This window comes from Solimonas marina (genome assembly GCF_012241385.1).
GTDB classification, from domain to species: domain Bacteria; phylum Pseudomonadota; class Gammaproteobacteria; order Nevskiales; family Nevskiaceae; genus Solimonas; species Solimonas marina.
In genome coordinates, this window is record NZ_JAAVXB010000004.1 from 392,591 (window position 1) to 417,128 (window position 24,538).

The 24,538-nt window shown below is 65.6% G+C and carries 24 protein-coding genes; 18 read left to right on the top strand and 6 right to left on the bottom strand.

The features are described 5' to 3' along the window. The first annotated feature begins 29 nt into the window (after positions 1–29). From G7Y82_RS10105 to G7Y82_RS10120, 4 genes are all read left to right on the top strand, one after another. Positions 30–386, top strand: a complete 357-nt coding sequence (locus tag G7Y82_RS10105) for a hypothetical protein (RefSeq protein ID WP_168147910.1) — start codon at positions 30–32, stop codon at positions 384–386. 95 nt (positions 387–481) lie between these two features. After that, positions 482–817, top strand: coding sequence for a hypothetical protein (locus tag G7Y82_RS10110; RefSeq protein WP_168147911.1), 336 nt, complete (start codon positions 482–484; stop codon positions 815–817). Positions 818–828: 11 nt separating this feature from the next. After that, on the top strand, positions 829–1,194 hold the full coding sequence (locus tag G7Y82_RS10115; RefSeq protein ID WP_168147912.1) for a hypothetical protein: 366 nt from the start codon (positions 829–831) through the stop codon (positions 1,192–1,194). 291 nt (positions 1,195–1,485) lie between these two features. Further along, positions 1,486–2,334, top strand: a complete 849-nt coding sequence (locus tag G7Y82_RS10120; protein ID WP_168147913.1) for an alpha/beta hydrolase — start codon at positions 1,486–1,488, stop codon at positions 2,332–2,334. 111 nt (positions 2,335–2,445) lie between these two features. On the opposite strand, the gene G7Y82_RS10125 is transcribed toward G7Y82_RS10120, so the two are convergent. The 5 genes from G7Y82_RS10125 to G7Y82_RS10145 form a co-directional block, all read right to left on the bottom strand. Next, complete coding sequence (locus G7Y82_RS10125; RefSeq protein ID WP_168147914.1) at positions 2,446–3,189, bottom strand: SDR family NAD(P)-dependent oxidoreductase; 744 nt, start codon at positions 3,187–3,189, stop codon at positions 2,446–2,448. 8 nt (positions 3,190–3,197) lie between these two features. Beyond that, positions 3,198–4,793 carry an EAL domain-containing protein gene (locus G7Y82_RS10130; RefSeq protein ID WP_168147915.1) on the bottom strand — a complete coding sequence of 532 codons (1,596 nt, stop codon included), beginning with the start codon at positions 4,791–4,793 and terminating at the stop codon, positions 3,198–3,200. Positions 4,794–4,883: 90 nt separating this feature from the next. Next, a complete protein-coding gene (gph, locus tag G7Y82_RS10135; protein ID WP_168147916.1) occupies positions 4,884–5,543 on the bottom strand; it encodes a phosphoglycolate phosphatase in 660 nt (219 codons plus the stop codon). A 14-nt stretch (positions 5,544–5,557) separates the two neighbouring features. Next, the gene (gene ubiG / locus G7Y82_RS10140) at positions 5,558–6,280 is read right to left on the bottom strand and encodes a bifunctional 2-polyprenyl-6-hydroxyphenol methylase/3-demethylubiquinol 3-O-methyltransferase UbiG (RefSeq protein ID WP_168147917.1); all 723 of its coding nucleotides are present in this window, start codon (positions 6,278–6,280) and stop codon (positions 5,558–5,560) included. Beyond that, the gene (locus tag G7Y82_RS10145; protein WP_168147918.1) at positions 6,277–7,596 is read right to left on the bottom strand and encodes a TRZ/ATZ family hydrolase; all 1,320 of its coding nucleotides are present in this window, start codon (positions 7,594–7,596) and stop codon (positions 6,277–6,279) included. Before G7Y82_RS10145 ends, ubiG begins: the two co-directional genes overlap by 4 nt. A gap of 72 nt (positions 7,597–7,668) precedes the next feature. On the opposite strand from G7Y82_RS10145, the gene mtnA reads away from it, so the two are divergent. Beyond that, positions 7,669–8,709, top strand: a complete 1,041-nt coding sequence (mtnA, locus tag G7Y82_RS10150; RefSeq protein ID WP_168147919.1) for an S-methyl-5-thioribose-1-phosphate isomerase — start codon at positions 7,669–7,671, stop codon at positions 8,707–8,709. A 195-nt stretch (positions 8,710–8,904) separates the two neighbouring features. Next, positions 8,905–11,661, top strand: coding sequence for a DNA gyrase subunit A (gyrA, locus tag G7Y82_RS10155; protein ID WP_168147920.1), 2,757 nt, complete (start codon positions 8,905–8,907; stop codon positions 11,659–11,661). 102 nt (positions 11,662–11,763) lie between these two features. Here gyrA and G7Y82_RS10160 read toward each other — a convergent pair whose 3' ends face one another. After that, a complete protein-coding gene (locus tag G7Y82_RS10160; RefSeq protein ID WP_206370536.1) occupies positions 11,764–13,191 on the bottom strand; it encodes a DHA2 family efflux MFS transporter permease subunit in 1,428 nt (475 codons plus the stop codon). Positions 13,192–13,395: 204 nt separating this feature from the next. Here G7Y82_RS10160 and G7Y82_RS10165 point away from each other — a divergent pair, with 204 nt between their 5' ends. From G7Y82_RS10165 to G7Y82_RS10220, 12 genes are all read left to right on the top strand, one after another. After that, positions 13,396–13,647: a CopG family transcriptional regulator gene (locus tag G7Y82_RS10165; protein ID WP_168147921.1), complete on the top strand. Its 252-nt coding sequence runs from the start codon at positions 13,396–13,398 to the stop codon at positions 13,645–13,647. Further along, the gene (locus tag G7Y82_RS10170) at positions 13,644–14,042 is read left to right on the top strand and encodes a PIN domain-containing protein (RefSeq protein WP_168147922.1); all 399 of its coding nucleotides are present in this window, start codon (positions 13,644–13,646) and stop codon (positions 14,040–14,042) included. The genes G7Y82_RS10165 and G7Y82_RS10170 overlap by 4 nt, the downstream gene beginning before the upstream one ends. Before the next feature lie 153 nt (positions 14,043–14,195). Next, positions 14,196–15,278: a 3-phosphoserine/phosphohydroxythreonine transaminase gene (serC, locus tag G7Y82_RS10175; RefSeq protein ID WP_168147923.1), complete on the top strand. Its 1,083-nt coding sequence runs from the start codon at positions 14,196–14,198 to the stop codon at positions 15,276–15,278. A 103-nt stretch (positions 15,279–15,381) separates the two neighbouring features. Further along, positions 15,382–16,557 (top strand): phosphoglycerate dehydrogenase, encoded by a 1,176-nt coding sequence (locus tag G7Y82_RS10180; protein WP_168147924.1) that lies wholly within the window; start codon positions 15,382–15,384, stop codon positions 16,555–16,557. A 128-nt stretch (positions 16,558–16,685) separates the two neighbouring features. Continuing rightward, positions 16,686–17,792: a prephenate dehydratase gene (gene pheA, locus G7Y82_RS10185; protein ID WP_168147925.1), complete on the top strand. Its 1,107-nt coding sequence runs from the start codon at positions 16,686–16,688 to the stop codon at positions 17,790–17,792. Between the two features lie 36 nt (positions 17,793–17,828). Continuing rightward, the gene (hisC, locus tag G7Y82_RS10190; RefSeq protein WP_168147926.1) at positions 17,829–18,965 is read left to right on the top strand and encodes a histidinol-phosphate transaminase; all 1,137 of its coding nucleotides are present in this window, start codon (positions 17,829–17,831) and stop codon (positions 18,963–18,965) included. A gap of 73 nt (positions 18,966–19,038) precedes the next feature. Further along, positions 19,039–19,908 (top strand): prephenate dehydrogenase, encoded by an 870-nt coding sequence (locus G7Y82_RS10195; RefSeq protein WP_168147927.1) that lies wholly within the window; start codon positions 19,039–19,041, stop codon positions 19,906–19,908. A gap of 2 nt (positions 19,909–19,910) precedes the next feature. Further along, complete coding sequence (gene aroA / locus G7Y82_RS10200) at positions 19,911–21,236, top strand: 3-phosphoshikimate 1-carboxyvinyltransferase (protein ID WP_168147928.1); 1,326 nt, start codon at positions 19,911–19,913, stop codon at positions 21,234–21,236. Positions 21,237–21,240: 4 nt separating this feature from the next. Continuing rightward, positions 21,241–21,945: a (d)CMP kinase gene (gene cmk, locus G7Y82_RS10205; RefSeq protein WP_168147929.1), complete on the top strand. Its 705-nt coding sequence runs from the start codon at positions 21,241–21,243 to the stop codon at positions 21,943–21,945. A gap of 143 nt (positions 21,946–22,088) precedes the next feature. Further along, positions 22,089–23,762, top strand: coding sequence for a 30S ribosomal protein S1 (gene rpsA, locus G7Y82_RS10210; protein ID WP_168147930.1), 1,674 nt, complete (start codon positions 22,089–22,091; stop codon positions 23,760–23,762). Between the two features lie 113 nt (positions 23,763–23,875). Then, entirely contained in the window at positions 23,876–24,214 is a 339-nt protein-coding gene (locus G7Y82_RS10215) for an integration host factor subunit beta (RefSeq protein WP_168147931.1), read from the top strand. 18 nt (positions 24,215–24,232) lie between these two features. Beyond that, positions 24,233–24,538 carry a LapA family protein gene (locus tag G7Y82_RS10220; RefSeq protein WP_168147932.1) on the top strand — a complete coding sequence of 102 codons (306 nt, stop codon included), beginning with the start codon at positions 24,233–24,235 and terminating at the stop codon, positions 24,536–24,538.

Genomic DNA, 24,538 nt, shown 5'->3' on the forward strand with positions numbered 1-24,538 from the left:
GTTGATGGGAGCCTTCAGAAGGAAACTTGATGGCGCTCAGCAAATATACGACGACCACCACGGCTTACATTACCAATGCGATCTTGAGGCCTTCTCTGATTTGCTACATCGCAATCGCCTCTGGGCACTGGGGGATGGCTGCGCTGATAACGGCGCTTTCGTTCTTTGCCATCATCAGATTGCAACTGTTCTCAAACTTGCCACGTTGGCCGCTGGCTGCGAAATTGCAGTTGCTGTTCATTGCGCTGTCGTACGGCGTGGCGGCTTTCGTCGATTTTGGGTACGTGAATAGATACATCCTGTGGGGTCCCGTCATCGTGTTGGGTATTAGCGGGATCGTCTCTTATGCGGCGTTGAAGGCGGCGGAAGATCGAAATCAGATTTGAGCGATATTAGACCGAGTGCGAGGAGTGCTGTGACTGGCAACATTCCGGATAGCACAAGGACGGTGATTGCAAATCGCTTTGCAAGGACATAAGCCATGAAGGCTCCAGCCCGGCTGAGGCTCCTGAGGTTCGTGCTCTACTTTCTGGGCTCGGACTTTTTTTTGTTTCTGTATTTCGCGTTGATTCGAGGCAAGTCCGTAAGTTATGGCCAGGTGGCCATATTATCCATTGCCGGAGCTTTGGTGATAGCGACCGGCGTTACTCTTTTTGCATTCGCGCTTGAATGGCGCGAAAGGCAAGAAGACGCTAAACCTACTCGCCGGTCAGGAAGAATGCCAAGCGCCGAAGAGGAACAGCATTTCAAGCCAAAGCCAGACCCCATCCCAGATTCAGCGTCGGCCCCAACAACGTTGCCCCGTGCTGAAAAATAGAGTGCTAGATCATGTATGTTGCCGATGCTGAAGCAATTAAGATATTGAGCGGATACGATTCTCTGCTGGATGCCAAGTTGATGTCGCTTGGTATTTACGAAGATAAAAACTATGTTTCAGTAAGAATAGTCATCATGGCGAGGCCGAGTTCAAAGTACAGCCGAGTTACGCTGACTTTCAAGGACGTTGTCGATTTCTGCTTCTCGTACGCCAAGGAATATACTTTTGGCAATATCGAGGATCTCAGATTTGAAGTAACTGAGGATGGTGAGTTCTATATCTCCCTTGATCCGGATTTCTCTGAGCCGAACAAATCAACGGGCGATATGGATTACGTAAGATCTAAGAATTTATTTGTGGAGCTTGAAAGCAAATAATCATGGCTCGGTAGGGCGGAATAAATTCCGCCTTCCGCGATCTGCTGAAAACTTGGGCCGGCCGCTGCGTGAAGTCGCGCCGCAGAACTACCCGCCAAGCTTTTCCCATTAACCGCTGATTGCATGGGCGCTGGGGCGGCGTGTGGCGCGAGTCAAGGCAGGACGGCCGCGCAAGTCGGCTAGGCTGAGCCAGGTGAGCTCGTCGGTTGATGGCAATACAATTGTTCGCCAACCGCGCATGCATCCGGCCCGGCTGCCTTTTCGGTTTTAATCGCACCACCCATTTCTCAAATGACGTTCACCCAGCCCCCCAGTCCAAACGAAATCCGCAGGCTCAGCGAAGGTCTGGACAATCAGCCCGAAGGTCAGTGGCCCGATCGTCACTATTCACGGGTCGAGCGTGCCGAGCTGTACAGCTTCCACGCAGCCGGCACGCCGCGCGGTCAGGCTCTGGTCTATGCCGGTGGCGGCTATGTGCAGCTCGTAACGGACAAGGAGGGTGTGGAAGTCGCGCGGTGGCTCAATGATCTGGGGCTGGACGCGCATGTTCTGCTGCATCGCTTGCCCGGCCAGCCTTGCCGCTTGGGCGACGAGGCCGTGCATCCGGCCGACATCGCCCTGCAGGATGGTTTGGCGGCGCTTCGTGTGCTGGCGCTCAGTGAACGCGCTGCGAGCTTGCCGCTGTTGCATGTCGGCATCTCGTCGGGTGGCCACTTGGCCGGGGTGATGGCGTGCCAGGCGCATCCGGCGCCGCTTGCCGTCCGTGGTGCGCTCATGGCGTATGCGCCCTTGAATGCCAATCATCGCCGCTACAAGTCGCCGCCCGGCAAGCCGGACTATCCGCCACCTGAAAAGCAGGCGTTCTACGATGCATGGCCCATCGGCATCACGACCGAACCGCACGGGCTGCCGCCGGTGCCGCTGTTTCTGGCATATGCGCTGCATGATCCGATCGTGCCGGTGGAGCACGCGATGAATCTGCTGCTGGCTGCGCGTGATCATCGGCTGGACGTTGAAGCGCATGTGTGGGCCAGCGCCGAACACGGCTTTGCATTGCGCGCGTTGCAGGGCACGCATGATCAATGGCCGCTGCTGGCCGCGCGGTGGATCGATCGTTGTCTGCACGATGCGACGGTCTGATGGACCGAAAAGTCTGATGATCGACTTTTCGCGGCGCGTGACTTCAGCTCGATTGCTTTCGCCCAGGGGCGAACGCGCTATCGTCGCGCGCTTTTTTGAGCCTGAGGGTGCCTAGAAGCGCTGCCCGCTCACGCCACGACTCTCCGGTCCGAGCAGCCACAGCAGCGTGGCGACGGCGGAGTCCGGCGGTGGGGTTTCTTCGGGCAGTTCGCCGGGGTAGCCCTTCTTGCGTAGAGCGGTGCGCATAGCGCCGGGGTCGTAGGTGTTGAAGCGCAGCTGCGGCTTGGATTTGAGCTCGCTGGCCCACATCTGCGCCATCTGCTCGACGGCGGCCTTGGTGATGCCGTAGGCGCCGCCGAACGGGCGCGGTTCGCGGCCGGGGCGGTCACCGACGAAGACCACCGACGCGTCGTCCGATTTCGTCAGCAGCGGCAGGCAATGCCGCGTCAGCGAAAACGCGGCGGTCAGGTTGACCTGCAGGCTTTCGATCCAGTCCTTGGGCTCGACGTCGTAGAGCGGGCTGAACTGCTTGAAGTGCGCAGCGGCGTGCAACACGCCGTCGAGTCCGCCGAATTCGCGCTCGATGACGGTTGCCAGTTCAAAGTAGTCCGCCCAGCTCGCGCCGGCGAGGTTCATTGGGTAGATCGCCGCGCTGCCGCCGGCGGCGCTGATCTGGTCGTAGACCGCTTCGAGCTTGGCAACGGTGCGGCCGAGCAGGATGACGCTGGCGCCGTGCGCGGCGCAGGCCAGTGCCGTGGCGCGGCCCAGGCCGTCGCCGGCACCGGTGATCAGCAGTCGGCGTCCGCTCAGCAGCGTCGGCGGCGGCGCGTAGCCGTCTGGTGGGGAAATCGGCATCGGATGGTTCAGTGGGTGTGCGCCTGACGCAGCCAGCGTTCAGCGGCGGTGGCGGTCAGCGGCGCGCGGTAGGCGAGGCCCTCGGCATAGTCACCGCCCAAGGCGTCGATCAGCGCGCGCTGTTCGGGGGTGTCGACCGCCGAATGGACGAGCCGCAGCTTCAGGAGCTTGACCAGGTCGACGGTGCGTTCGAGCACGGTGCGCGCCAGCGGATCGCGCGCCGCGCGAACGACCAGTTCCGGCGCCAGGCGGTATTCGTCGAGCGGGTAGTACAGCGCGCCGAGCGCCGAGGCGCCCGGCGCGCCGATGCCGGTGAGGCCGATGCCGATGCCGGCGCCGCGCAGCGCGACGAGCTGCTCGCGCTCGGTATCGCCGGCGCGGATCAGCGCCGCTTCGGTGAATTCGAGCACCAGCGTGTGCCCCGGAAGATCGTGCGAGTGCAGCATGCGCAGCACCAGATCGTCGAAGCTCAGTTCGGTCAGCGCCGCGTCCGGCGGCCGCAGCACGAGCTGTAGATCAGTGGCGCCGTCGCCGCGCCACTGCGCGAGTTTGGCCAGACCCTCGCGCAGCAGCCAGGTGGTGACGCCGTGCACGAGGCCGATGCGTTCCGGCAGATTCAGAAACTCCGCTTCCAGCAGGCGGCCGCGGCGCGGGTGTTCCCAGTACGGCAGCAGGCGCAGGCGGCGTGGCAGGCCATCGTGCAGGGCGAACTGCGGCTGGTAGTCGTCGCCGAGTCCGTCGTTGTACAGCGCGCCGTGCAGCTCGGCGACCAGGCGCGAGGCTTCGGTGCGCGCGTCGTCGAGCGCTGGCTGGTAGACCAGATAATCGCGGCGCGCAGCGACTGCCGCGAACTTCGCGGTCTCGGCATTGCGCAGCAGGGTTTCGGCGTCCGGGCCGTGCGCCGGATAGCAGGCGATGCCGATGCTGGCGCGCAGCGAGAACGCGCTGCGGCCCATGGTGATCGGCACGTCGAGCGCGAGCTGGACGCGGCTGGCGTGATGGCGTGCGCTGGCTTCGTCCGGCGCCTGACCGAGGACGATGCCGAAGCTGTCGTGGCCGAAGTGCGCGAGCACGTCATCGGCGCCGACGACGCTGCGCAGCCGCTCGCCGAGCTGGCCGAGGTACTGGGCGGTCTTGGCGTCGTCGCCGCGCTGCGCGATCTCGTGATAGTGCTCGGTGCTGAGCACCAGCACGGCAAAGTTGGCGAGCCGTTCGGGGCGATTGATGTTGCGATTGATCGCGGCGAGCAAGGCGTGCCGGTTCGGCAGGCCGGTGTCCTGGCCGGCGACCGGCTGACGGCTCAGTTCGTATTGCAGGCGGTTGGCTTCATCGCGCAGCTCGCGTGTCTCGTCCAGCACCATGGCGCCGGCCTGGTACGACATGACGCTGCCGATGTACTGGCCCCAGACCAGAAAGATCAGCGGCATCAGGTCCAGTGCCCACAGCGCCGGGTTGGACTGTTGCACGCTGAGCAGGCCTGCCCAGCTGTAGTTGCCCAGCTCGTACTGACAGCTCAAAAGGGTGGCCGCGCTGATCGCCAGCGCTGCGACCAGCAGGCCGAACCACGCGTAGCGATTGGCACGGCCGCGCAACAGCCGGGCCATCGTATCCAGGCTTTGCAGACCGCCTCTTGTCGGTGAACGCCACGCCATTTCCCCGGATCTCCCCCCTGCGTCGAGCGCGTTGTTGTGAACCTACAGCCAGTCCGCGATCTGCTGCGGACTTTCGGCGATACGATCGGCGCCCCATTCGTCGATCGGTTCGTCGGCACCAAGGTAACCCCAATCGGCGGCGATGGTGTGCATGCCGGCGGCGCGGCCGGCCGTGATGTCGCGCTTGTCGTCGCCGACGTACCAGCAATCGTGGCCGGCCACCGCGAGCCGCTCGCAGGCATGCAGCAGGGCGTCCGGCGCCGGTTTGGCGCGCGCCACCTCATCGGCGCTGATCGACACCGCGCTGCGCGCCGTCAGCTGCAGGCCGTCGAGCAGTGGACCGGTCAGTGCCGACGGTTTGTTGGTGACGATGCCCCAGCGCGCGCCGCGCGCGCCGATCGCCGCGAGCAGTGCCTCCATGCCGTCGAACAGGCGTGACTCGCGCGTGAGATTGTCGCGGTAACGGTCGAGGAACTGCGCGCGCAGCGCCGGGAATTCGGGGTCGTCCATCGTGATGCCCAGCGCCTTGCCGAGCAGACCGCGCGCACCGGCCGAGGCGACCGGCCGGTAATCAGCCAGCGGCAGCGGCGGCAGGCCGCGTTCGGCGCGAATCAGATTGGCGGCGTGCCCGAGATCGGGCGCGGTGTCGACGAGGGTGCCATCGAGATCGAAAAGAACGACCTTCGGAGTCGGAAGCTTCATCAAGAGGGGCGCCGTCAGGCCGGGCGACGGCAGTGCATGAAATAATTGACGCTTATATCGTCCGACAGCCGCGCCGACTTGAGCACCGGGTTGTAGCGCAGGCCGCGCAGGCCGATCGGTTCGAGGCCGGCACGGCGCGCCCAGGCGTGCAGTTCGGACGGGCGGATGAATTTTTCGTATTCGTGCGTGCCGCGCTCGACGAGGCCGGTCAGATACTCGGCACCGACGATGGCCAGCATGAACGCTTTCGGGTTGCGGTTGATGGTCGAGAAGATCACGGTGCCGCCGGGGCGGACCAGCGTCGCGCAGGCGGCGATCACCGACGCCGGGTCCGGCACGTGTTCCAGCATCTCCATGCAGCAGACCACGTCGTAGTGCCCGGCCTGCTCGGCGGCCAGGGTTTCGACGGCGATCTGCCGGTAGTCCGGCTGCAGGCCCGATTCGAGCGCGTGCAGCTTGGCCACTTCGATGAGTTCCGGCGCCATGTCGATACCGGTGACCTCGGCGCCCTTGGCGGTCAGCGCCTCGCTGAGCAGGCCACCGCCGCAGCCGACATCGAGCGCGCGCTTGCCGCCGAGGCCGCCAGCGCATTGCTCGACATAGCGCACGCGCGGCGGGTTGATCTGGTGCAGTGTCGCCATCTCGCCGTTGACGTCCCACCAGCGCGAGGCGAGGCGGCCGAAGTTGGCGATTTCGCGGGCGTCGACGTTGGCGCCTTCGGATGCGGGGTGGGTCATGCCGTGGCTCCCGGGCGGATTTTGTTGCGCCATTCGCCGGCGCGCGCGATCGCAGCATCAACGTCGAGCGTGGTCAGGGCGCCGTCGCGCAGCAAGGGCTTGCCGGCGACGAAGACGTCGCTGATCTGATCGCGGCTGGCGGCGTAGACCAGCTGCGACAACACGTTGTAAATCGGTTGGGTGGCGGCGGCCGACAGGTCGACGGCGATGCAGTCGGCCGACTTGCCGACCACCAGCGAGCCGATTTCGCTGTCGAGGTTCAGCGCCCGCGCGCCGGCCAGCGTCGCCGCGTGCAGGGCGGCCGGCGCCGACAGCGCGCCGGCGTCGCTGGCGACGGCCTTGGCCAGCAGCGCCGCGGTGCGCAGCTCGCCGAGCATGTCGAGATCGTTGTTGCTCGACGCGCCGTCGGTGCCGATGCCGACGTTGACGCCGGCCCGCTGCAGCTTGCCGACCGGGCAAAAGCCGCTGGCGAGCTTGAGGTTGGATTCGGGGCAGTGGGCGATGTGCACGCCGTACTGCGCCGCCTCGGCGATCTCGTCGTCGGTCAGCTGCGTCATGTGCACGGCGATGAAGTCGGGGCCCAGCAGTTCAAGCTCACGCAGCCGCGTCCAGGGCCGCTTGCCGCCGGCGCCGGTTTCGACCTCGTGCGCGGTCTCGTGCACGTGCATGTGAATGCCGATGCCGAGCTCGTTGGCGTATTCGCGGATCTTGCGCAGCGGCGCGTCCGAGACCGTGTACGGTGCGTGCGGGGCGAAGATCGTGCGGATCAGCGGCTCGCCGCGCAGTTGGTCGTGCAACTCCAGGCCCTTGTGGATGTACTCGTCGGGGCCGGCGCCCCACGGCGTCGGGAAATCGAAGACGACCAGGCCGACGGTGGCGCGCAGGCCGGCTTCGCGCGCCACGTTCACGGTGGCTTCCGGGAACATGTACATGTCGTTCACGCAGGTCGTGCCGCTGCGAATCATCTCGGCGAAGGCCAGGCGCACGCCGTCCTCGCAGAATGGCAGGCTCAGGTGCGCGCCCTCGGCCGGCCAGATGTGGTTCTGCAGCCACTCCATCAGCGGCAGGTCGTCGGCGATGCCGCGCAGCAGGCTCATCGCCGCATGCGTGTGCAGATTGACGAGGCCCGGCATCAGCGCGTGGGTCGGCAGCTCGACGGTCTGCCGCGGCGCGTAGCGCATCTGCGCCTCGGCGCGCGGTAGCACGGCGACGATACGGCCGGCGTCAACGACCAGCGCATGGTCGTCGAGGACCACGCCTGACGGTTCGATCGGTACGAGCCAGCGGGGGGCGAGCAGCAGGTCGACGGTCTGCATGAAGGTTCTTGAGGAAGGCGCGGGTAGAATGATGACCCGCGAAGTTTAAACGAGGCGCTACGCTCCGCTGCCATGTCCGCTGCCAGTCCTTCCGCCGCCGATGCCGGCGTTCACGCCGACGCCGTCCAGCCCATCGTCTGGGAACGCACGCATTTGCGCCTGCTCGACCAGCGCGTGCTGCCGACCGACGTGCGCTATCTCGATTGCCGCACGGCCGACGACGTCGCCGCCGCGATCCATGGCATGGCGGTACGTGGCGCGCCGGCGATCGGCATCGCCGCCGCCTATGGCTTGGTGCTGGCGCTGCGTGCCGATCCGGGCGCGATGGACGCCGCGTTCGCGACGCTGGCCGCGTCGCGGCCGACCGCCGTCAACCTGCGCTGGGCGCTCGAACGCATGCGCCGCCTGTGGACGCAGGGCGCCGATGTCGACGCGCTCGAGGCCGAGGCGGTGGCGATCCACGAAGAAGACCTCGCACAGAACCTGCGCATGGGCGAGCTCGGCGCGGCGCTGATCGCGCCCGGCGCGCGGCTGGTCACCCACTGCAACACCGGCGCGCTGGCGACCGGCGGCCACGGCACCGCGCTGGGCGTGATCCGCACCGCGCACGCGCAGGGCAAGGTGGCGATGGTCTACAACGGCGAGACGCGGCCCTGGTTGCAGGGGGCGCGGCTGACGGCCTGGGAGCTGCAGCAGGAGGGCATTCCCGCGCGTTTGGTCGCCGACGGCGCCGTCGCCCATCTGATGACCCGCGAGAAGATCGACTGGGTCATCGTCGGCGCCGACCGCATCGCCGCCAATGGCGACACCGCCAACAAGATCGGCACCTATGCACTGGCCGTCGCCGCGCGCCGCCACGGCGTCAGGTTCATGGTCGTCGCGCCCAGCGGCACCTTCGACCTCGATTGCCCGGACGGCTCGCAGATCCCGATCGAGGAGCGCACCGCCACCGAGCTGACCGAGTTCCGCGGTCAGGCGGTCGCGCCGGCCGGTTACGACGCGTTCAACCCGGTTTTCGACGTGACCCCGGCGGAGCTGATCGACGCCATCGTCTGCGAGCGCGGCGTCATCGAAAATCCGACGCCCGAGGCGGTCCGCGCGCTGCTTGCCTGAGCGCGAAAAGTCAAGTCCTTCTGGGTGCCTGAAAAACGGCGCCAAGCCCGTGTTCGTGTTACAATTTCGCGTCTGAACAAGCGCCGTGCAGAGCGCCCTTGCGGCGGTCGTTTTTCCGCCGCGCTTTCGATACCGAAAACCCATGATGCGGCTCCGTGAAAACGGGGCAGTCGCCCGAACCGTAATCCGAGTTCCATGACCGATTTCGCCAAGGAAATTCTCAGCGTCAATCTCGAAGACGAGATGAAGCGCTCGTACCTCGACTATGCGATGAGCGTGATCGTCGGCCGCGCGCTGCCGGACGCGCGCGACGGCCTCAAGCCCGTCCATCGTCGCGTCCTGTACGCGATGAAGGAGATGGGCAACGACTACAACAAGCCCTACAAGAAGTCGGCGCGTATCGTCGGTGACGTCATCGGTAAGTACCATCCGCACGGCGACAGCGCCGTCTACGACACGATGGTGCGCATGGCGCAGGACTTCTCGATGCGCTACATGCTCGTCGACGGTCAGGGCAACTTCGGTTCGGTCGACGGCGACATGCCGGCGGCCATGCGTTACACCGAGGTCCGCATGTCCAAGCTCGCGCACGAGCTGCTGGCGGACATCGACAAGGACACGGTCGACTTCCAGCCCAACTACGACGGCTCCGAGTCCGAACCGTCCGTGCTGCCGACCAAGATTCCGCATCTGCTCGTCAACGGCGCCGCCGGTATCGCGGTCGGCATGGCGACCAATATCCCGCCGCACAACCTCGGCGAAGTCATCGACGGCTGCGTCGCGCTGATCGACAAGCCGGAGATCGAGCTGCCGGAGCTGATGGAACACGTGCCGGCACCGGATTTCCCGACCGCTGGCCTGCTGCTCGATGCCGCCGGCCTGGTCGAGGCCTACGGCACGGGGCGTGGCCGCGTGGTGGTGCGTGCGCGTACGCACTTTGAAGACATCGGTCACGACAAGCAGGCGATCATCGTCACCGAGCTGCCGTATCAGGTGAACAAGGCGCGCCTGCTCGAAAAGATCGCCGAGCTGGTCAAGGACAAGAAGATCGAGGGCATCACCGAGCTGCGCGACGAGTCCGACAAGCGCGGCATGCGCATGGTCATCGAGCTGCGCCGCAACGAGAACGCCGACGTTGTGCTCAACAACCTGTTCCGGCAGACGCAGTTGCAGGACAGCTTCAACTTCAACATGGTCGCGCTCGACAACGGTCAGCCGCGCCTGCTGAATCTCAAGCAACTGCTGGAAATCTTCGTCCGCCACCGCCGTGAGGTGGTGACGCGGCGTACGCGCTACCTGCTGCGCAAGGCGCGCGAGCGCGCGCATGTCTTGGAAGGCTTGTCGGTGGCGCTGGCCAACATCGACGAGATCATCGCGCTGATCCGTCACTCGCCGTCGCCGGCCGAGGCGCGCGCCGGACTGATGTCGCGACTGTGGAATCCGGGCCCGGTGACGGCGATGCTGGAGCGTGCCAGTTCCAATGCCTCGCGGCCGCTCGAACTCGGCGCCGAATTCGGCATCGTCGATGGCGGTTACCGGCTGTCCGAAGCGCAGGCCCAGGCGATCCTCGACCTGCGCCTGCATCGCCTGACCGGCCTCGAGCAGGACAAGATCCACGCCGAGTTCCAGGAACTGCTGACGGCAATCCTCGATTACCTCGACATCCTCGGCTCCGAGGAGCGCCTGCTTAGCGTGATTCGCGGCGAGCTGCTGGAGATCAAGGAGCAGTACGGCGACAAGCGCCGCACCGAGATCACCGATGCGGCGCTGAACATCGCCCACGAAGATCTGATCGCGCCGCGCGACATGGTCGTGACGCTGTCGCACGAGGGTTACGTCAAGGCGGTGGCGCTCGACGAGTACCAGGCGCAGAAGCGCGGCGGCCGTGGCCGCATCGCGGCGACGACCAAGGAAGCCGACTTCGTCGACCGCCTGTGGGTCGCGCACTCGCATGACACGCTGCTGTGCTTCTCCAGTCTCGGCAAGTGCTACAAGCTGCGCGTGTTCGAGCTGCCGTCCGGTTCGCGCGGCTCGCGCGGCAAGCCGTTCAACAACATGCTGCCGCTGGAAGCCGGTGAGAAGATCAATGCGGTGCTGGCGATCAAGTCGTTCGATGACGCTCCAGTGGATGCGGAGCACCCGCACCGAAAGACTTACGTGTTCATGGCGACACGCCGCGGCACCGTCAAGAAGACCGAGCTGAGCGCGTTCCAGAACGTGCGCAGCAACGGCATCATCGCCGTCGACCTGCGCGTTGATGACGAACTGGTCGGCGTGGCGCTGACCAGCGGCGAGGACGACATCATCCTGATCTCCGACGCCGGCCGTGCGATCCGCTTCAACGAGGCCGACGTGCGCGGCATGGGCCGCGGTGCCACCGGCGTGCGCGGCATGCGTCTGCTCAAGACCTTCTCGTCGTCCGAGGAGGACGCTGAGGATGCGGCCGACGCCGGCGACGACGCCGACGAGTCGGGCGAGGCGCTCGACAGCGCCCGCGTGATCTCGCTGATCGTGGCCAAGGAAGGTGACATCCTGACGGTGTCCGAATTCGGTTACGGCAAGCGCACGCCGGTCGAGCAGTTCCCGCTGCGCGGTCGTGGCGGCCAGGGCGTGATCGGCCAGGCGCTGTCCGACAAGACCGGCCGCCTGATCGGCGCCGTGACCGTCGACGACAGTCATGAGGTCATGCTGATCTCCGAATTCGGCGTGCTGATCCGCTTTAAGACCACCGACGTGCGCACGATGAGCCGCAACACTCAGGGTGTGCGCCTGATGCGCCCGCAGGATGGCGATCGTCTGGTCGGTGCCGACCGCTTCCTGGTCGAGGACGACGATGAACTGGTCGCCGAGGCGGCCGTCGCCGCGGGCGCCGACCCGTCGGTGCTCGGCGCAGATGACGGCGACGACGTCGAGGACGATACGGACGCGCCGGCCGACGGCAGCGACGAGTAGGCCGCGCGCCGGGTCGGATCGTTCGATCTGATCGCTTGCGACGCAAAAGCCCGGCCCCGCGTGAGCGAGGCCGGGCTTTTTATTTCCATGCCGCAGCGGGCTTCAGCGGCGCTGGCCGCTCATGCTGGCGCCGGCCTGCGGGCTGAAGCGCAGGTGCGATCGGGTCGAGCTCAGCGAAATCAGTGTGACGGCGATGAAGGCGATCGAAAAGTCGATCAACTGCGGGTGTTCGTGGTGCTGCCCGGCCATCGCCAGCTTCAGCGTCAGCGCGCCGCTGCAGACGCCGAACGACAGCATCAGTTGCTGCAATGTCGTGTAAAGGCTGCTGGCGGCGCTGGTGCGCGAGGCCGGGATATCGTCGTAGGCGATGGTGTTGTATGCCGCGAACTGCAGCGACATGAAGGCGCCGCAGCAGACCAACAACGCGAACATCAGCGCCGGTGGCCAGCCCGGGCGGAAGAATGCGCAGACCGCATAGCCGAGGCTGGCGAGAACGCCATTGACGATCAGGCAGCGCCGAAAGCCGAAGCGGCGCAGCAGGCGCGGCGTCAGGATGCGCATCACCAGCGCCCCGCAGGCCGTGGCCATGACCAGGCGGCCGGCCTTGTCGGCCGGATAGCCGAAGCCGAGCTGGAACATTAGTGGCAACAGGAACGGTTGAGCGCCCTGCGTGATGCGCATCAGCGAACCGCCGATCACCGACAGGCGAAAGGTTTCGATGCGCAGCAACGACAGATCCAGCAGCGGATTGTCTCGGTGTCTGGCGTGCCAGAGGTAGGCGAGGCCAGCCAGCAAGCCGACCAACAGCAGCGCGGCGGCGCGCATCAGCTCGCCGCTGCCGCCGCTGCCGCCGATGCCTTCGAGGCCGAACAGCAGGCAGCCGAGCGATACCGCGCAGAGCACAAAGCCGCGCAGGTCGAACGGCGCCGGTGCCGATTCCGACGCGATGTATGGAATGTAGCGGCGTACCAGCACGAAGCCGACGATGCCGATCGGCACATTGATATAGAAGATCCAGCGCCAGTCGAGATGGCTGACGATCAGGCCGCCGACCGGCGGGCCGAGCAGCGGTCCCATGAACGCCGGCACCAGTGTCCACGCCATGGCCGATACCAAGTGATGGCGGTCGACGGCGCGCAGCAGGATCAGCCGCGCGAGCGGCGTCATCATCGCGCCGCCGAGGCCTTGCAGGACGCGCGCCGCCACCATTTGCGGCAGGTTATTGGCCAGCGAGCAAATCACGGATGCCGCAGTGAACAGCACGATCGAGGCGGCGAACACGCGGCGCAGGCCGTAGCGGTCGGCGATCGCGCCGCTGGCCGGAATCAGTGCGGCCAGCATCAACAGATACACCGTCATGACGATGCTCATGTCCGGCGCGTGCACGCCGAAGTCGCGCGCCATGGCCGGCAGCGCGGTGGCGAGCACCGTGGCGTCGAGCTGCTCCATGAAGATCGCGCAGGCGAGGATCAGGGCGATGACGCGGTAATCGCGCGCGGCGGGTGCGGCGGTGGCGCTGTTGGTCGGCAAGGTGACTCGGTGGCGGCGGCCGGCGAGCGGATGAAGTCGCCGGCGCGATGGGCGCGGATTATTCCGCTTCGGTGTCGGGGCGGCAAGTGAGCCGGCTGCAAACGGGTCTGGCAGCTGACATTTTCTTTATCGCATACAAGTTCTTGGCTATATTTCTTTGCTCACATATTTTCTAACAGGTCATGTTAGGTTAAACTGTGCCGCATGAATTTCAGTGTCCATTTCGACGACGAGACGGTCGACCGTCTGAATCAGGCGGCGGCGCGCGTCGGCCTGACGCGCAATCGCGTGATCACGCTCGCCGTGCAGGACTGGCTGGCACGCAATGAAGAGAAGGACTGGCCGGCGCTGCTGAAGCGTCATTTCAGCAATCCGGCGCCGGAGCTGGCCGAGGATACGCTGGACTTCCAGGCCTGGCGCGATGCGATGCCGGACGGCGGGCCGGTGCGCTGGTGAAGTACCTGCTCGATGCCGATGTCGTGGCCGCGGCAGTGAAGGGGCGGCTGGCGGTGGTGCTGGAGCTGCAGGCGCTCAAGCCCGGTGATGTCGCGGTGTCGGTGCTCAGCCAGGTCGAGGCGGAAACCGCGCTGCGGCTGCAGCCGACCGCGCAGGCGCGCTACGGCAGGTTGTTGAAGGAGTTCTTTGCGGCGGTGCCGTGCCTGGAGTTCGGCGCCGCCGAGGCGCAGCAGGCGGTGGTGATCGGCGCGTATCTGCGCGCCGCTGGCGAGACCCTCGCGCCGGTCGATTTGTGGATTGCGGCAACGGCGGTGGCGCGGCGGCTGACGCTGGTGACGGATCGGACATCGGCATTCGCACCGGTGCCGAATCTCGACGTCGAGAAGTGGGTGTAGCCGCAAGCCAGTGTGCGTCGCTGGCTTGCGGCTACACGACCGGCCACGGAAGGGCCGGACCGGGAGCAGTGGGGAAGGTCGTGACGCCAGGGATTGGCGCTACGGAGTTCCAGTCAAAGCAAACAACGCTCGATGCGAGCGAGAGGAATGAAGATGAAGCGAGTCGTCAATTTCAGCGCCGGACCGGCTACGTTGCCGCTTGAAGTCCTGCAGCAGGTGCAGGCCGAGCTGCTCGACTGGCAGGGCTCGGGCATGTCGGTGATGGAAATGTCGCATCGCGGCAAGGAATTCATGAGCATCGCCGCTGCCGCCGAAGCCGATCTGCGCGAAGTCGCCGGCATTCCGGCGAACTACAAGGTGCTGTTCCTGCAGGGCGGCGCCACCGGCCAGTTCTCGTTCATTCCGATGAACCTGCTGCGCGGCAAGACTGGCGTCGACTTCGTGCTGACCGGTGACTGGGGCAAGAAGGCGGCCAAGGAAGCGGCGCGCCACGCCACGGTCAACGTCGCCGCGACCAGCGCCGATGCCAAGTTCACACAGGTGCCGGATCGCGCGAGCTGGAAGCTCGACCCGAATGCGGCCTATGTGCACGTGACGTCGAACGAGACCATCCACGGCGTCGAGTTCGCCGCCGATCCGGATACGGGTGCGGTGCCGCTGGTTGCCGACATGTCGTCGAACATCCTGTCGCGCCCGTTCGACGTGTCCAAGTACGGTCTGATTTATGCCGGTGCGCAGAAGAACATTGGCCCGGCCGGCTTGACCATCGTCGTCGTCCGCGACGATCTGATCGGGCAGGCGGCGCCGCTGACGCCGGGCATCTTCGACTACCAGCAGATGGCCGACAGCGAGTCGATGCTGAACACGCCGCCGTGCTTTGCCTGGTACGTCTCGGGCCTGGTCTTCAAGTGGATCAAGGCCAACGGCGGTCTGGCCGGCGTCGGTGAGCGCAACGCGGCCAAGGCCAAGCTGCTCTACGACTACATCGACAGCCAGGACTTCTATCGCAACCCGGTCGCCAAGGCGGACCGCTCGCGCATGAATGTGCCGTTCACGTTGGCCAATGCCGAACTCGACGCCGAGTTCCTGAAGGGCGCCAAGGCGGCGGACCTCGATGGTCTCAAGGGTCATCGCTCGGTCGGCGGCATGCGTGCGTCGATCTACAACGCGATGCCGATCGAGGGTGTGCAGCAGCTCGTCGACTACATGAAGGAATTCGCCCGGACGCGCGCCTGACGCCGCGCATCCCGTGAGGCGAGAGGCGCGAGGGGTGAGGCGTAAAAGCCCCTCCGCCGTTTCGCCTCGCGCTTCCCTCCTCACGCCTTACGAATAAAACGCCATGTTCAAGATTCAGACTCTCAACAACATCTCCGTCAACGGCCTCGAGCGGCTGCCGCGCGACCGTTTCGAAATCGCCTCCGAGATGGCCAAGCCCGATGCGATCCTCGTGCGCTCGGCCGACATGCACAAGCTCGACATCCCGACGTCGGTCAAGGCCATCGGCCGCGCCGGTGCCGGGACCAACAACATTCCGATCGCGGCGATGAGCAAGCGCGGCGTGCCGGTGTTCAATGCGCCGGGTGCCAATGCCAACGCCGTCAAGGAGCTGGTGCTGTCGGCGATGCTGCTGACCGCGCGCAACATTCCGGCGGCGCTGGACTTCGTCAAGAAGCTCGACGGCGACGACAAGGCGATGCACGAAGCTGTTGAAGCCGGCAAGAAGAAGTTCGTCGGCTTCGAGCTGCCGAGCCGTACGCTCGGCGTCATCGGCCTCGGCGCGATCGGCGTCAAGGTTGCCAATGCCGCGCTCGAGCTCGGCATGGAAGTCTGGGGCTACGACCCGGCGATGACGGTGCAGAACGCCTGGCAGCTGAATTCCGGCGTGCGCCAGGCGCTGTCGGTGGACGATCTGCTGTCGAAGTCGCAGTTCGTGTCCTTGCACGTGCCCTTGCTCGATGCCACGCGCGGTCTGATCAACGCCGATCGCATCAAGCTGATGAAGAAGCAGGCGGTGGTGCTGAACTTCGCGCGCGCGCCGATCGTCGACGAGCAGGCGGTGATCGAGGCGCTCGACGCCGGCCGCATGCATGCCTATGCCTGCGACTTTCCGTCGACCGCGCTGCAGGGCCACCCGCGCGTATTGGCGACGCCGCACCTGGGTGCGTCGACCAGCGAAGCCGAAGACAACTGCGCGGTGATGGTCGCCGACCAGATTCGCGAGTTCCTCGAACTCGGCACGATTCGCAATTCGGTCAACTTCCCGGAAGCGCAGCTGCCGATGCTGCCGGGCGCCACGCGTCTGTGTATCGTCAACCAGAACGTGCCGAACATGGTCGGCCAGATCTCGACGGCGCTGGCCAAGCGCGGTCTCAACATCGCCGACCTGCTCAACAAGTCGCGCGGCGATCTGGCCTACACCATTGTCGACGTCGATGGTGGCGATACCGGCGAGGCGGCGCAGGAGATCGAAGCGATCCCCGGCGTGCTGGCGACGCGCGTCATCGCCGGTCGTTGAACTGGGCGGGCCGGCGCCTGCGGCGCCGGCCTCGTCAAAACACGCACAGGGCCGCGGATAACCGTTAAAATCCGCGGCCTTTTGCTTTTCCGGCGATCCGATTTCCCCCTTCGTTGACGAGATCCTTCATGGCGGTGCCGCAGACCCTGGCCGAAGCGCGTTCGCAGATCGACGCGATCGACGAGCAGCTTCAGACGCTCATTTCACAGCGTGCGCGCATCGCGCAGGCGGTGGCCCTGATCAAGCAGAAGATGGGCGATACCGGCGATCATTACCGCCCGTCGCGCGAGGCGCAGGTGCTGCGTCGTGCGATGGAACGCAATCAGGGGCCGGACGGTGGCCCGCTGGCCGACGAGACCATCGCGCGTCTGATGCGCGAGATCATGTCGGTGTGTCTGTCGCTCGAATCGCCGTTGACGGTGGCCTATCTCGGCCCCGAGGGCACGTACACGCAGGCCGCGGTGCAGAAGCATTTCGGCGACAGCGTGACGGCGCGGCCGACGCGCGCCATCGACGAAATCTTTCGCGACGTCGAGACCGGCGCTGCCGACTACGGCGTGGTGCCGATCGCCAATTCGATCGGCGGCCTGGTCAGCAGCACGCTCGACGAGTTGGTGCACACCAAGCTGCACATCTGCGGTGAGGTGGCGCTGCCGATTCATCATCAACTGCTGTCGACGCAGAGCGCGCTCGACGGTATTCGCAAGGTTTACTCGCACGCACAGTCGTTCGCGCAGTGCCGCAAGTGGTTGGACGCGCGGCTGCCGAATGCCGAGCGCGAAGTCGTCGCAAGCAATGGCGAGGCGGCGCGCCGCGCGGCGGCCGAAGGCGACGGCGTAGCGGCGATCGCATCGCTGCAGGCCGGCAAGTTCAATGCGCTGAACATTCTGGCGTCGAACGTCGAGGACGATCCGAGCAACACCACGCGCTTCCTGGTGCTCGGCAAGCAGGAGCCGGGCGCCAGCGGCGACGACATCACGTCGATCGTGATGACCGCGCATCGCAACCAGCCGGGCGCGTTGTTCAAGCTGTTGCAGCCGTTCGCCGAGGCCGGGCTCGATCTGACGCGGCTGGAATCGCGGCAGGTGCGCGACTCGGTTGTCACCGATTACTACTTCTTCATTGATTTCGCCGGGCACGCCACCGACGAGAAGGTCCGCAACGTGCTCGAAACCGTGCGTTCGTCGGCGGCCTTCTTCAAGGTGCTCGGTTCTTATCCGCGCGCCGTGATGTGAGGCCGCCGGGATTTTTCGAACATGACCATTCCGACTATGACTGACAAGACTCTCAAGTACGCCGCCGGCGGTGTCATGAGCCTGGAGGCGTATTCGCCGGGCATGCCGATCGACGAACTGCAGCGCCGCCTCGGCGTGTCGAACGCGATCAAGCTGGCGTCCAACGAAAATCCGCTGGGCATGAGCGACAAGGTCAAGGCGGCCATCGCCGCCGCCGTGGCGCGCGACAACCTGGCGCTGTATCCGGACGGCAGTGGCCATCGCCTGAAGGCCAAGATCGCTGCGATGCACGACATCGCGCTCGATCGCATCACGCTCGGCAACGGCTCGAACGACATCATCGAACTGCTCGGCCGCGTGTTCACCGGCCCGGGCCGAGCGGCGCTGTATTCGCAACATGCGTTCGCCGTCTATTCGATCATCACGCAGGCGCAGGATGCGCGCGCGGTGATCGTGCCGGCGCGGCCGGCGACCGATGCGCAGCCTTACGGGCACGATCTGCCGGCGTTCTCCAAGGCGCTGGCGGCCAATCCGGATGTGGCGCTGGTGTTCATCGCCAACCCCAACAATCCGACCGGCACGGTGCTCGAACCGCGCGAAATCGAAGCCTTCCTGGCGACCACGCCGGCGTCGGTGGTGGTGGCGTTGGACGAGGCCTACTTCGAATATCTCGACCCGGCGCTGCGCCCGGATTCGCGTGCGCTGCTCGACCGCTATCCCAACCTGATCGTGTTCCGCACGTTCTCCAAGGCCTATGGCCTGGCCGGTCTGCGTGTCGGCTATTCGCTGTCGAGCCCGGCGCTCGCCGATGTGCTGAATCGCGTGCGTCAGCCGTTCAACAACAACAGCCTGGCGCTGCTCGCCGCCGAGGTCGCGCTCGACGATCAGGACTACGTCGCCAAGTCGGTCGAACTCAATGGCCGCGAGCGCACGCGCCTGGCCGATGCGCTGCAGGCCAAGGGCCTGACGGTGCTGCCGTCGCAGGCCAACTTCCTGACCGTCGGTTTCGGTCGCGACGCCAAGCCGGTGCATCAGGCACTGCTCGAACAGGGCGTCATCGTGCGTCCGCTGGCGTCGTACGAGATGCCGCAGTTCCTGCGCGTCACGGTCGGCACGCCGCAGGAAAACGACCGCTTCCTCGAAGCGCTGACCCAGGCGCTGGCGACGGCGTGAACCGGGCAGTGCAAACGGCAGCGTGCGCGTTGACGCGAACGGCTGGATTTGAAGTCGGCTTGAGCGCGGGCGCATGAGCGTTCGCCATCTCGCCATCGTCGGACTCGGGCTGATCGGCGGGTCGTTCGCGCGCGCGCTGCGCGCGGCGGGCGAGGTGGGGCGCATCTTCGGCTATGACCCGGACCCGCAGCGGTGTGACGACGCCCAGCGTCTCGGCATCGTCGATGCGGTGTACGAGACCGCCGCCGACGCCGTGCGCGATGCCGATCTGGTGCTGCTCGCGGTACCGGTGCTGCATACCGGCGAGGCGCTGCAGGCCTGCCTCGGCAGTCTGCGCGACGGCGCTATCGTCACCGATGTCGGCAGTACCAAGCAGTCGGTATTGCGCGACGTCGCGGCGGTTTGCGGCGGCCTGCCGGCGTGGTTCGTCGCCGGTCATCCGATTGCCGGCACCGAGAAGAGCGGCGTCGCCAACAGTCTCACCGATCTGTTCCGCCAGCATCGCGTGATCCTGACGCCGCACGACGGTCAGGACGCGCAGGCGCGGGCGCGTGTCGCGCAGTTATGGCAGGCGGTCGGCGCGCGCGTCGTCGAAATGGATGCAGCAGCGCATGACGCGATCTTCGCGGCGACCTCGCACCTGCCGCACGTGCTCGCGTTCAGCTTTGTCGACATGCTCGATCGCCTCGACCATGCCGCCGACATCTTTCCGAACGCCGGCGGCGGGTTTCGCGACTTCACGCGCATCGCGTCGAGTTCGCCGCAGATGTGGCACGACGTGGTGCGCGCCAATGCCGACGCCGTCGGCGGTCTGCTCGATCGGCAGATCGAGGAATTGCAGCGCATCCGCCAACTGATGCGCGACGCGCGCTGGGACGAAATCCGCGAGCTGTTCGCGCGCTCGCGTGCGGCTCGCGAGCGCTATCTGGCGCAAATCGAATGACGATGAACGCGATGCCGCCGTTTCTCGATCTGGCGCCGATTCGTGCGGCGCGTGGCGAGCTGCGCCTGCCGGGCTCCAAGAGCGTGTCGATCCGTGCCTTGATGCTCGCGGCGCTGGCCGACGGCGAAACACGCCTGAGTGGCCTGCTCGATTCCGACGATACGCGGGTGATGCGTGAAGCGCTGAAGTCCTGCGGCGTGCCGCTGAGCGGCGACGGCGACGGCGGCTGGCGCGTGCAGGGCGCCCTGCAGTTCCCACGTCGCGAGGCCGAGATCTTCGTCGGCAACTCCGGCCTGTCGATCCGCACGCTGGTCGCGGTGCTGGCGTTCATGGGCGGGCACTACCGCTTGTCCGGCGTGCCGCGCATGCACCAACGGCCGATCGGCGATCTGGTCGACGCGTTGCGGCCGCTCGGGGCACGGATTCGCTATCTGCAGCAGGACGGCTTTCCGCCGCTGGCGATCGAACCCGCGCAAGGCCGCGCCGATGCGCCAGTGCGCGTGCGCGGCGACGCGTCCAGCCAGTTTTTGACCGGCATCCTGCAGTCGGCGCCGTTGCTGGCGCGCGAACGCGATCTGGTCATCGAAGTCGACGGCGAGCTGATCTCCAAGCCGTACATCGATCTGAGCGTGGCGCTGATGCAGCGCTTCGGCGTGACCGTGCAGCGCGAGGTCGGCGCCAGCGGCGCGCCGCGCTTCACGGTGCCGGCCGGCGCGCGCTATCGGGCGCCCGGCGCGTTCGCGGTCGAAGGCGATGCGTCGTCGGCGTCGTACTTCCTGGCGCTCGGCGCGCTGGCCGGCGGCCCGGTGCGCGTGCTCGGCATGGGTCGCAACAGTCTGCAGGGCGATGTGCGCTTCGCCGAAGTGATGGCGGCCATGGGCGCCGAGGTCGAGCAGGGCGACGACTGGACGCAAGTCCGCTCGCCGGGATTGGCCCAGGGCTTTCGGCCCAAGGCGGTCGACGCCGACTTCAATCACATTCCCGACGCGGCGATGACGGTGGCGGTGGCGGCACTGTTTGCCGACGGCCCCAGCGTGCTGCGCAACATCGGCAGTTGGCGGGTCAAGGAAACCGACCGCATCGCGGCGATGGCGACGGAGCTGGGCAAGCTCGGCGCGACGGTCGAGGCCGGCCCGGATTATTTGCGCATCGAGCCGCCGGCGGTGCTGCGCAGCGCCGCGATCGACACCTACGACGATCACCGCATGGCGATGTGTTTCTCGCTGGCGGCCTGCGGCGGCGTACCGGTGCGCATCAACGAGCCGGGCTGCGTCGCCAAGACCTTTCCCGATTACTTCGCGCAGCTTGCTGCGCTGACCTCGGACTGAGGCCATGACGAGCAAGACTTCCTCCGCGACGGGCCTGCCGCCCGTGATTACCGTCGACGGCCCCAGCGGCGTCGGCAAGGGGCTGGTCACGCGCTGGCTGGCCGAGCGTCTGGGCTTTCACCGCCTCGACAGCGGCGCGCTGTACCGCATCCTGGCGCTGGCCGCGCATCGCCGGCACATCGACCTGCACGATGCGGACACCGTGGCGGCGCTGGCGCCGGGTCTGGATATCCGTTTCGTCGGCGCCACCGAGGACGACGAAGCCATCCTCGTCGACGGTGAGGACTGGACGCACGACGTACGCAAGGAATCGACCGGCGCACTGGCGTCGATGATTGCCGCGCAGCCGTCGGTGCGTGCCGCGCTGCTGCAGCGGCAGCGCGATTTTCGCGAAGCGCCGGGGCTGATCGGCGACGGTCGCGACATGGGCACGGTGGTGTTCACCGACGCGGTGCTGAAGATCTTCATGGACGCCAGCCCCGACGAACGCGCGCAGCGCCGGCACAAGCAGTTGAGCGCCAAGGGCATTGAGGCTAAAATCCCCGCCCTTCGCGAGGAGATTCGCGCCCGTGACGAGCGCGACCGCAATCGCCCCATCGCCCCCCTCAAGGCCGCAGATGGAGCGGAAGTCGTTGATACGACTGGACTTCTTCCAGCTCAGGTGCTGGCAAAAATAGAAGCCCTGCTAGTGCGGTCCGGGCTGGTCTGAACCGGGCTTTCGCGCGAAAAGAACATTGGTTGCGAGCTTTCGAAGCTCGGACTTGTGGCCGGCAAGCAAGGATGCGAGCCGTTTTTTACTAGACAGGACCCCGGGCATGAAGCGAGGGGAAATCCATTTTTAACGAGTACCGAATGAGCGAGAGTTTCGCTGAACTTTTTGAGGCCAGCCTGAAGGGTGGCCAGTCGATGCAGTCGGGCACCATCGTCAACGCGAAGGTGCTGGCTGTGAAGCCGGACGTGGTCATCGTCGATGCCGGCCTGAAGTCCGAGGGCGTGATCCCGGTTTCCGAATTCCTCGTCGATGGCGAGCTGAAGGTTGCCCCGGGCGATGACGTTGAAGTCGCGCTGGAAACCGTCGAAGACGGCTTCGGCGAGACCAAGTTCTCGAAGGAAAAGGCCGAGCGCATCAAGACCTGGGAACGCCTGGGCAAGGCTTTCGAGGGCAAGGAAACCGTCATCGGCATCATCACCGGCAAGGTCAAGGGCGGTTTCACCGTCGACATCGGCACGGTCCGCGCGTTCCTGCCGGGTTCGCTGGTCGACGTCCGTCCGGTCCGCGATACCTCGTACCTCGAAGGCAAGCCGCTCGAGTTCAAGGTCATCAAGCTCGACAAGCTGCGCAACAACGTCGTCGTCTCGCGTCGCGAAGTGCTCGAAGCCGAGTACAGCGCCGAGCGTGACAGCCTGCTGGCCAACCTGCAGGAAGGCATCGTCCTCAAGGGCGTCGTCAAGAATCTGGTCGAGTACGGCGCGTTCGTCGACCTCGGCGGCATCGACGGCCTGCTGCACATCACCGACATGACGTGGAAGCGCGTCAAGGATCCGGCCGAAGTCGTGCAGGTCGGTCAGGAAATCGAAGTCAAGGTTCTCAAGTACGACCGCGAGCGTCGCCGCGTGTCGCTCGGCCTCAAGCAGCTGGGCGCCGATCCGTGGAGCGACATCGAGCGTCGTTACCCGGAACGCACCCGCCTGTTCGGCAAGGTCACGAACATCACCGACTACGGTTCGTTCGTCGAGATCGAGCCGGGCGTCGAAGGCCTGGTCCACGTTTCGGAAATGGACTGGACCAACAAGAACGTCAACCCGGCCAAGGTTGTGCAGGTCGGCGACGAAGTCGAAGTCATGATCCTCGACATCGACGGCGAACGCCGTCGCATCTCGCTGGGCATGAAGCAGTGCCGTCCGAATCCTTGGGAAGAGTTCGCTCAGAACCACCAGAAGGGCGACCGCGTTCATGGCGCGATCAAGTCGATCACCGACTTCGGCATCTTCATCGGCCTCGACGGCGGCATCGATGGTCTGGTCCATCTGTCGGATCTGGACTGGAACGAGCCGGGCGAAATGGCCGTGCGTCGCTACCAGAAGGGTCAGGAGCTCGACGCGGTCGTGCTCGCGATCGACGGTGCGCGCGAGCGCATCTCGCTGGGCGTCAAGCAGGTCAACACCGATCCGCTGTCCGAGTTCATCGCCCAGAACACCAAGGGCGACCTGGTCAAGGGCATCGCGCGTACGGTTGAGCCGCGCGGCGCGATCATCGACCTGGGCAACGGCGTCGAGGGCTACATCAAGGCCTCCGACCTGGCGCGCGATCGCATTGACGATGCAACCAAGGTTCTGAAGGAAGGCGATGAGCTCGAAGCGCGCTTCATCGGCGTCGACCGCAAGAACCGCACGGTGATCCTCTCGGTTCGTGAGAAGGAAATCCAGGAAGAGCAGGAAGCGGTTGCCGAGTACAGCCGCAACGCGTCGACGGGCCGCACCAGCCTCGGCGACCTGCTGAAGGAACAGATCGGCGGGAACAATTAAGTTCTGCGTCTATCTCCCGGAATTTCCGGGGAAACTACAAAGGGCCACGCTTGCGTGGCCCTTTTTTTTCACCTATCTTTATCCGGCCCAAAACGCTTACCGATCCGGGACTTATGACCAAGTCTGAACTTATCGAGCTGCTTGCCACGAAGCAGACGCATCTGATGCACAAGGATGTGGAGCTCGCGGTGAAGCTCGTGCTCGACCAGATCAGCAACGCACTGGCGCGTGACGAGCGCGTCGAAATCCGCGGCTTCGGCAGCTTTGCGCTGCATCACCGCCCGGCGCGTGTGGGACGCAATCCGAAAACCGGCGATCCGGTGCAGATTCCGCCGAAGCGCGTGCCGCACTTCAAGCCGGGCAAGGAAATGCGCGAGCGAGTCAATGCCGCCGAAGCCGAGCGCGAAGGCGAAGCCCTGTTGCCGCCGGGTAGCTCGATCGGCGCGCTCTAAGGCCGCCGGCGCCCCGTCATGTCGAAAATCGTTCTGCTGGTCGTGCTGCTGATCATCCTCGTGCTCGGGGCGTCGATCGGCTATTTCAATGCGCAGCCGATCCACTTCAACTATCTGTTCGGCAGTGCCGAGTTTCCGCTGATCGCGGTGCTGATCGCGGCGTTCTCGATCGGCATTCTGCTGACGCTGCTGGTCGTCGCCGGCCGTCTGCTGACGATGCGCATGGAGCTGGGCCGTTTGCGCAAGCAGTTGCGCGAAGCGGAAGGCGAGCTGCGCACGCTGCGTAACCTGCCGGTCGGCAATCCGCCCACGACGACACCGTAA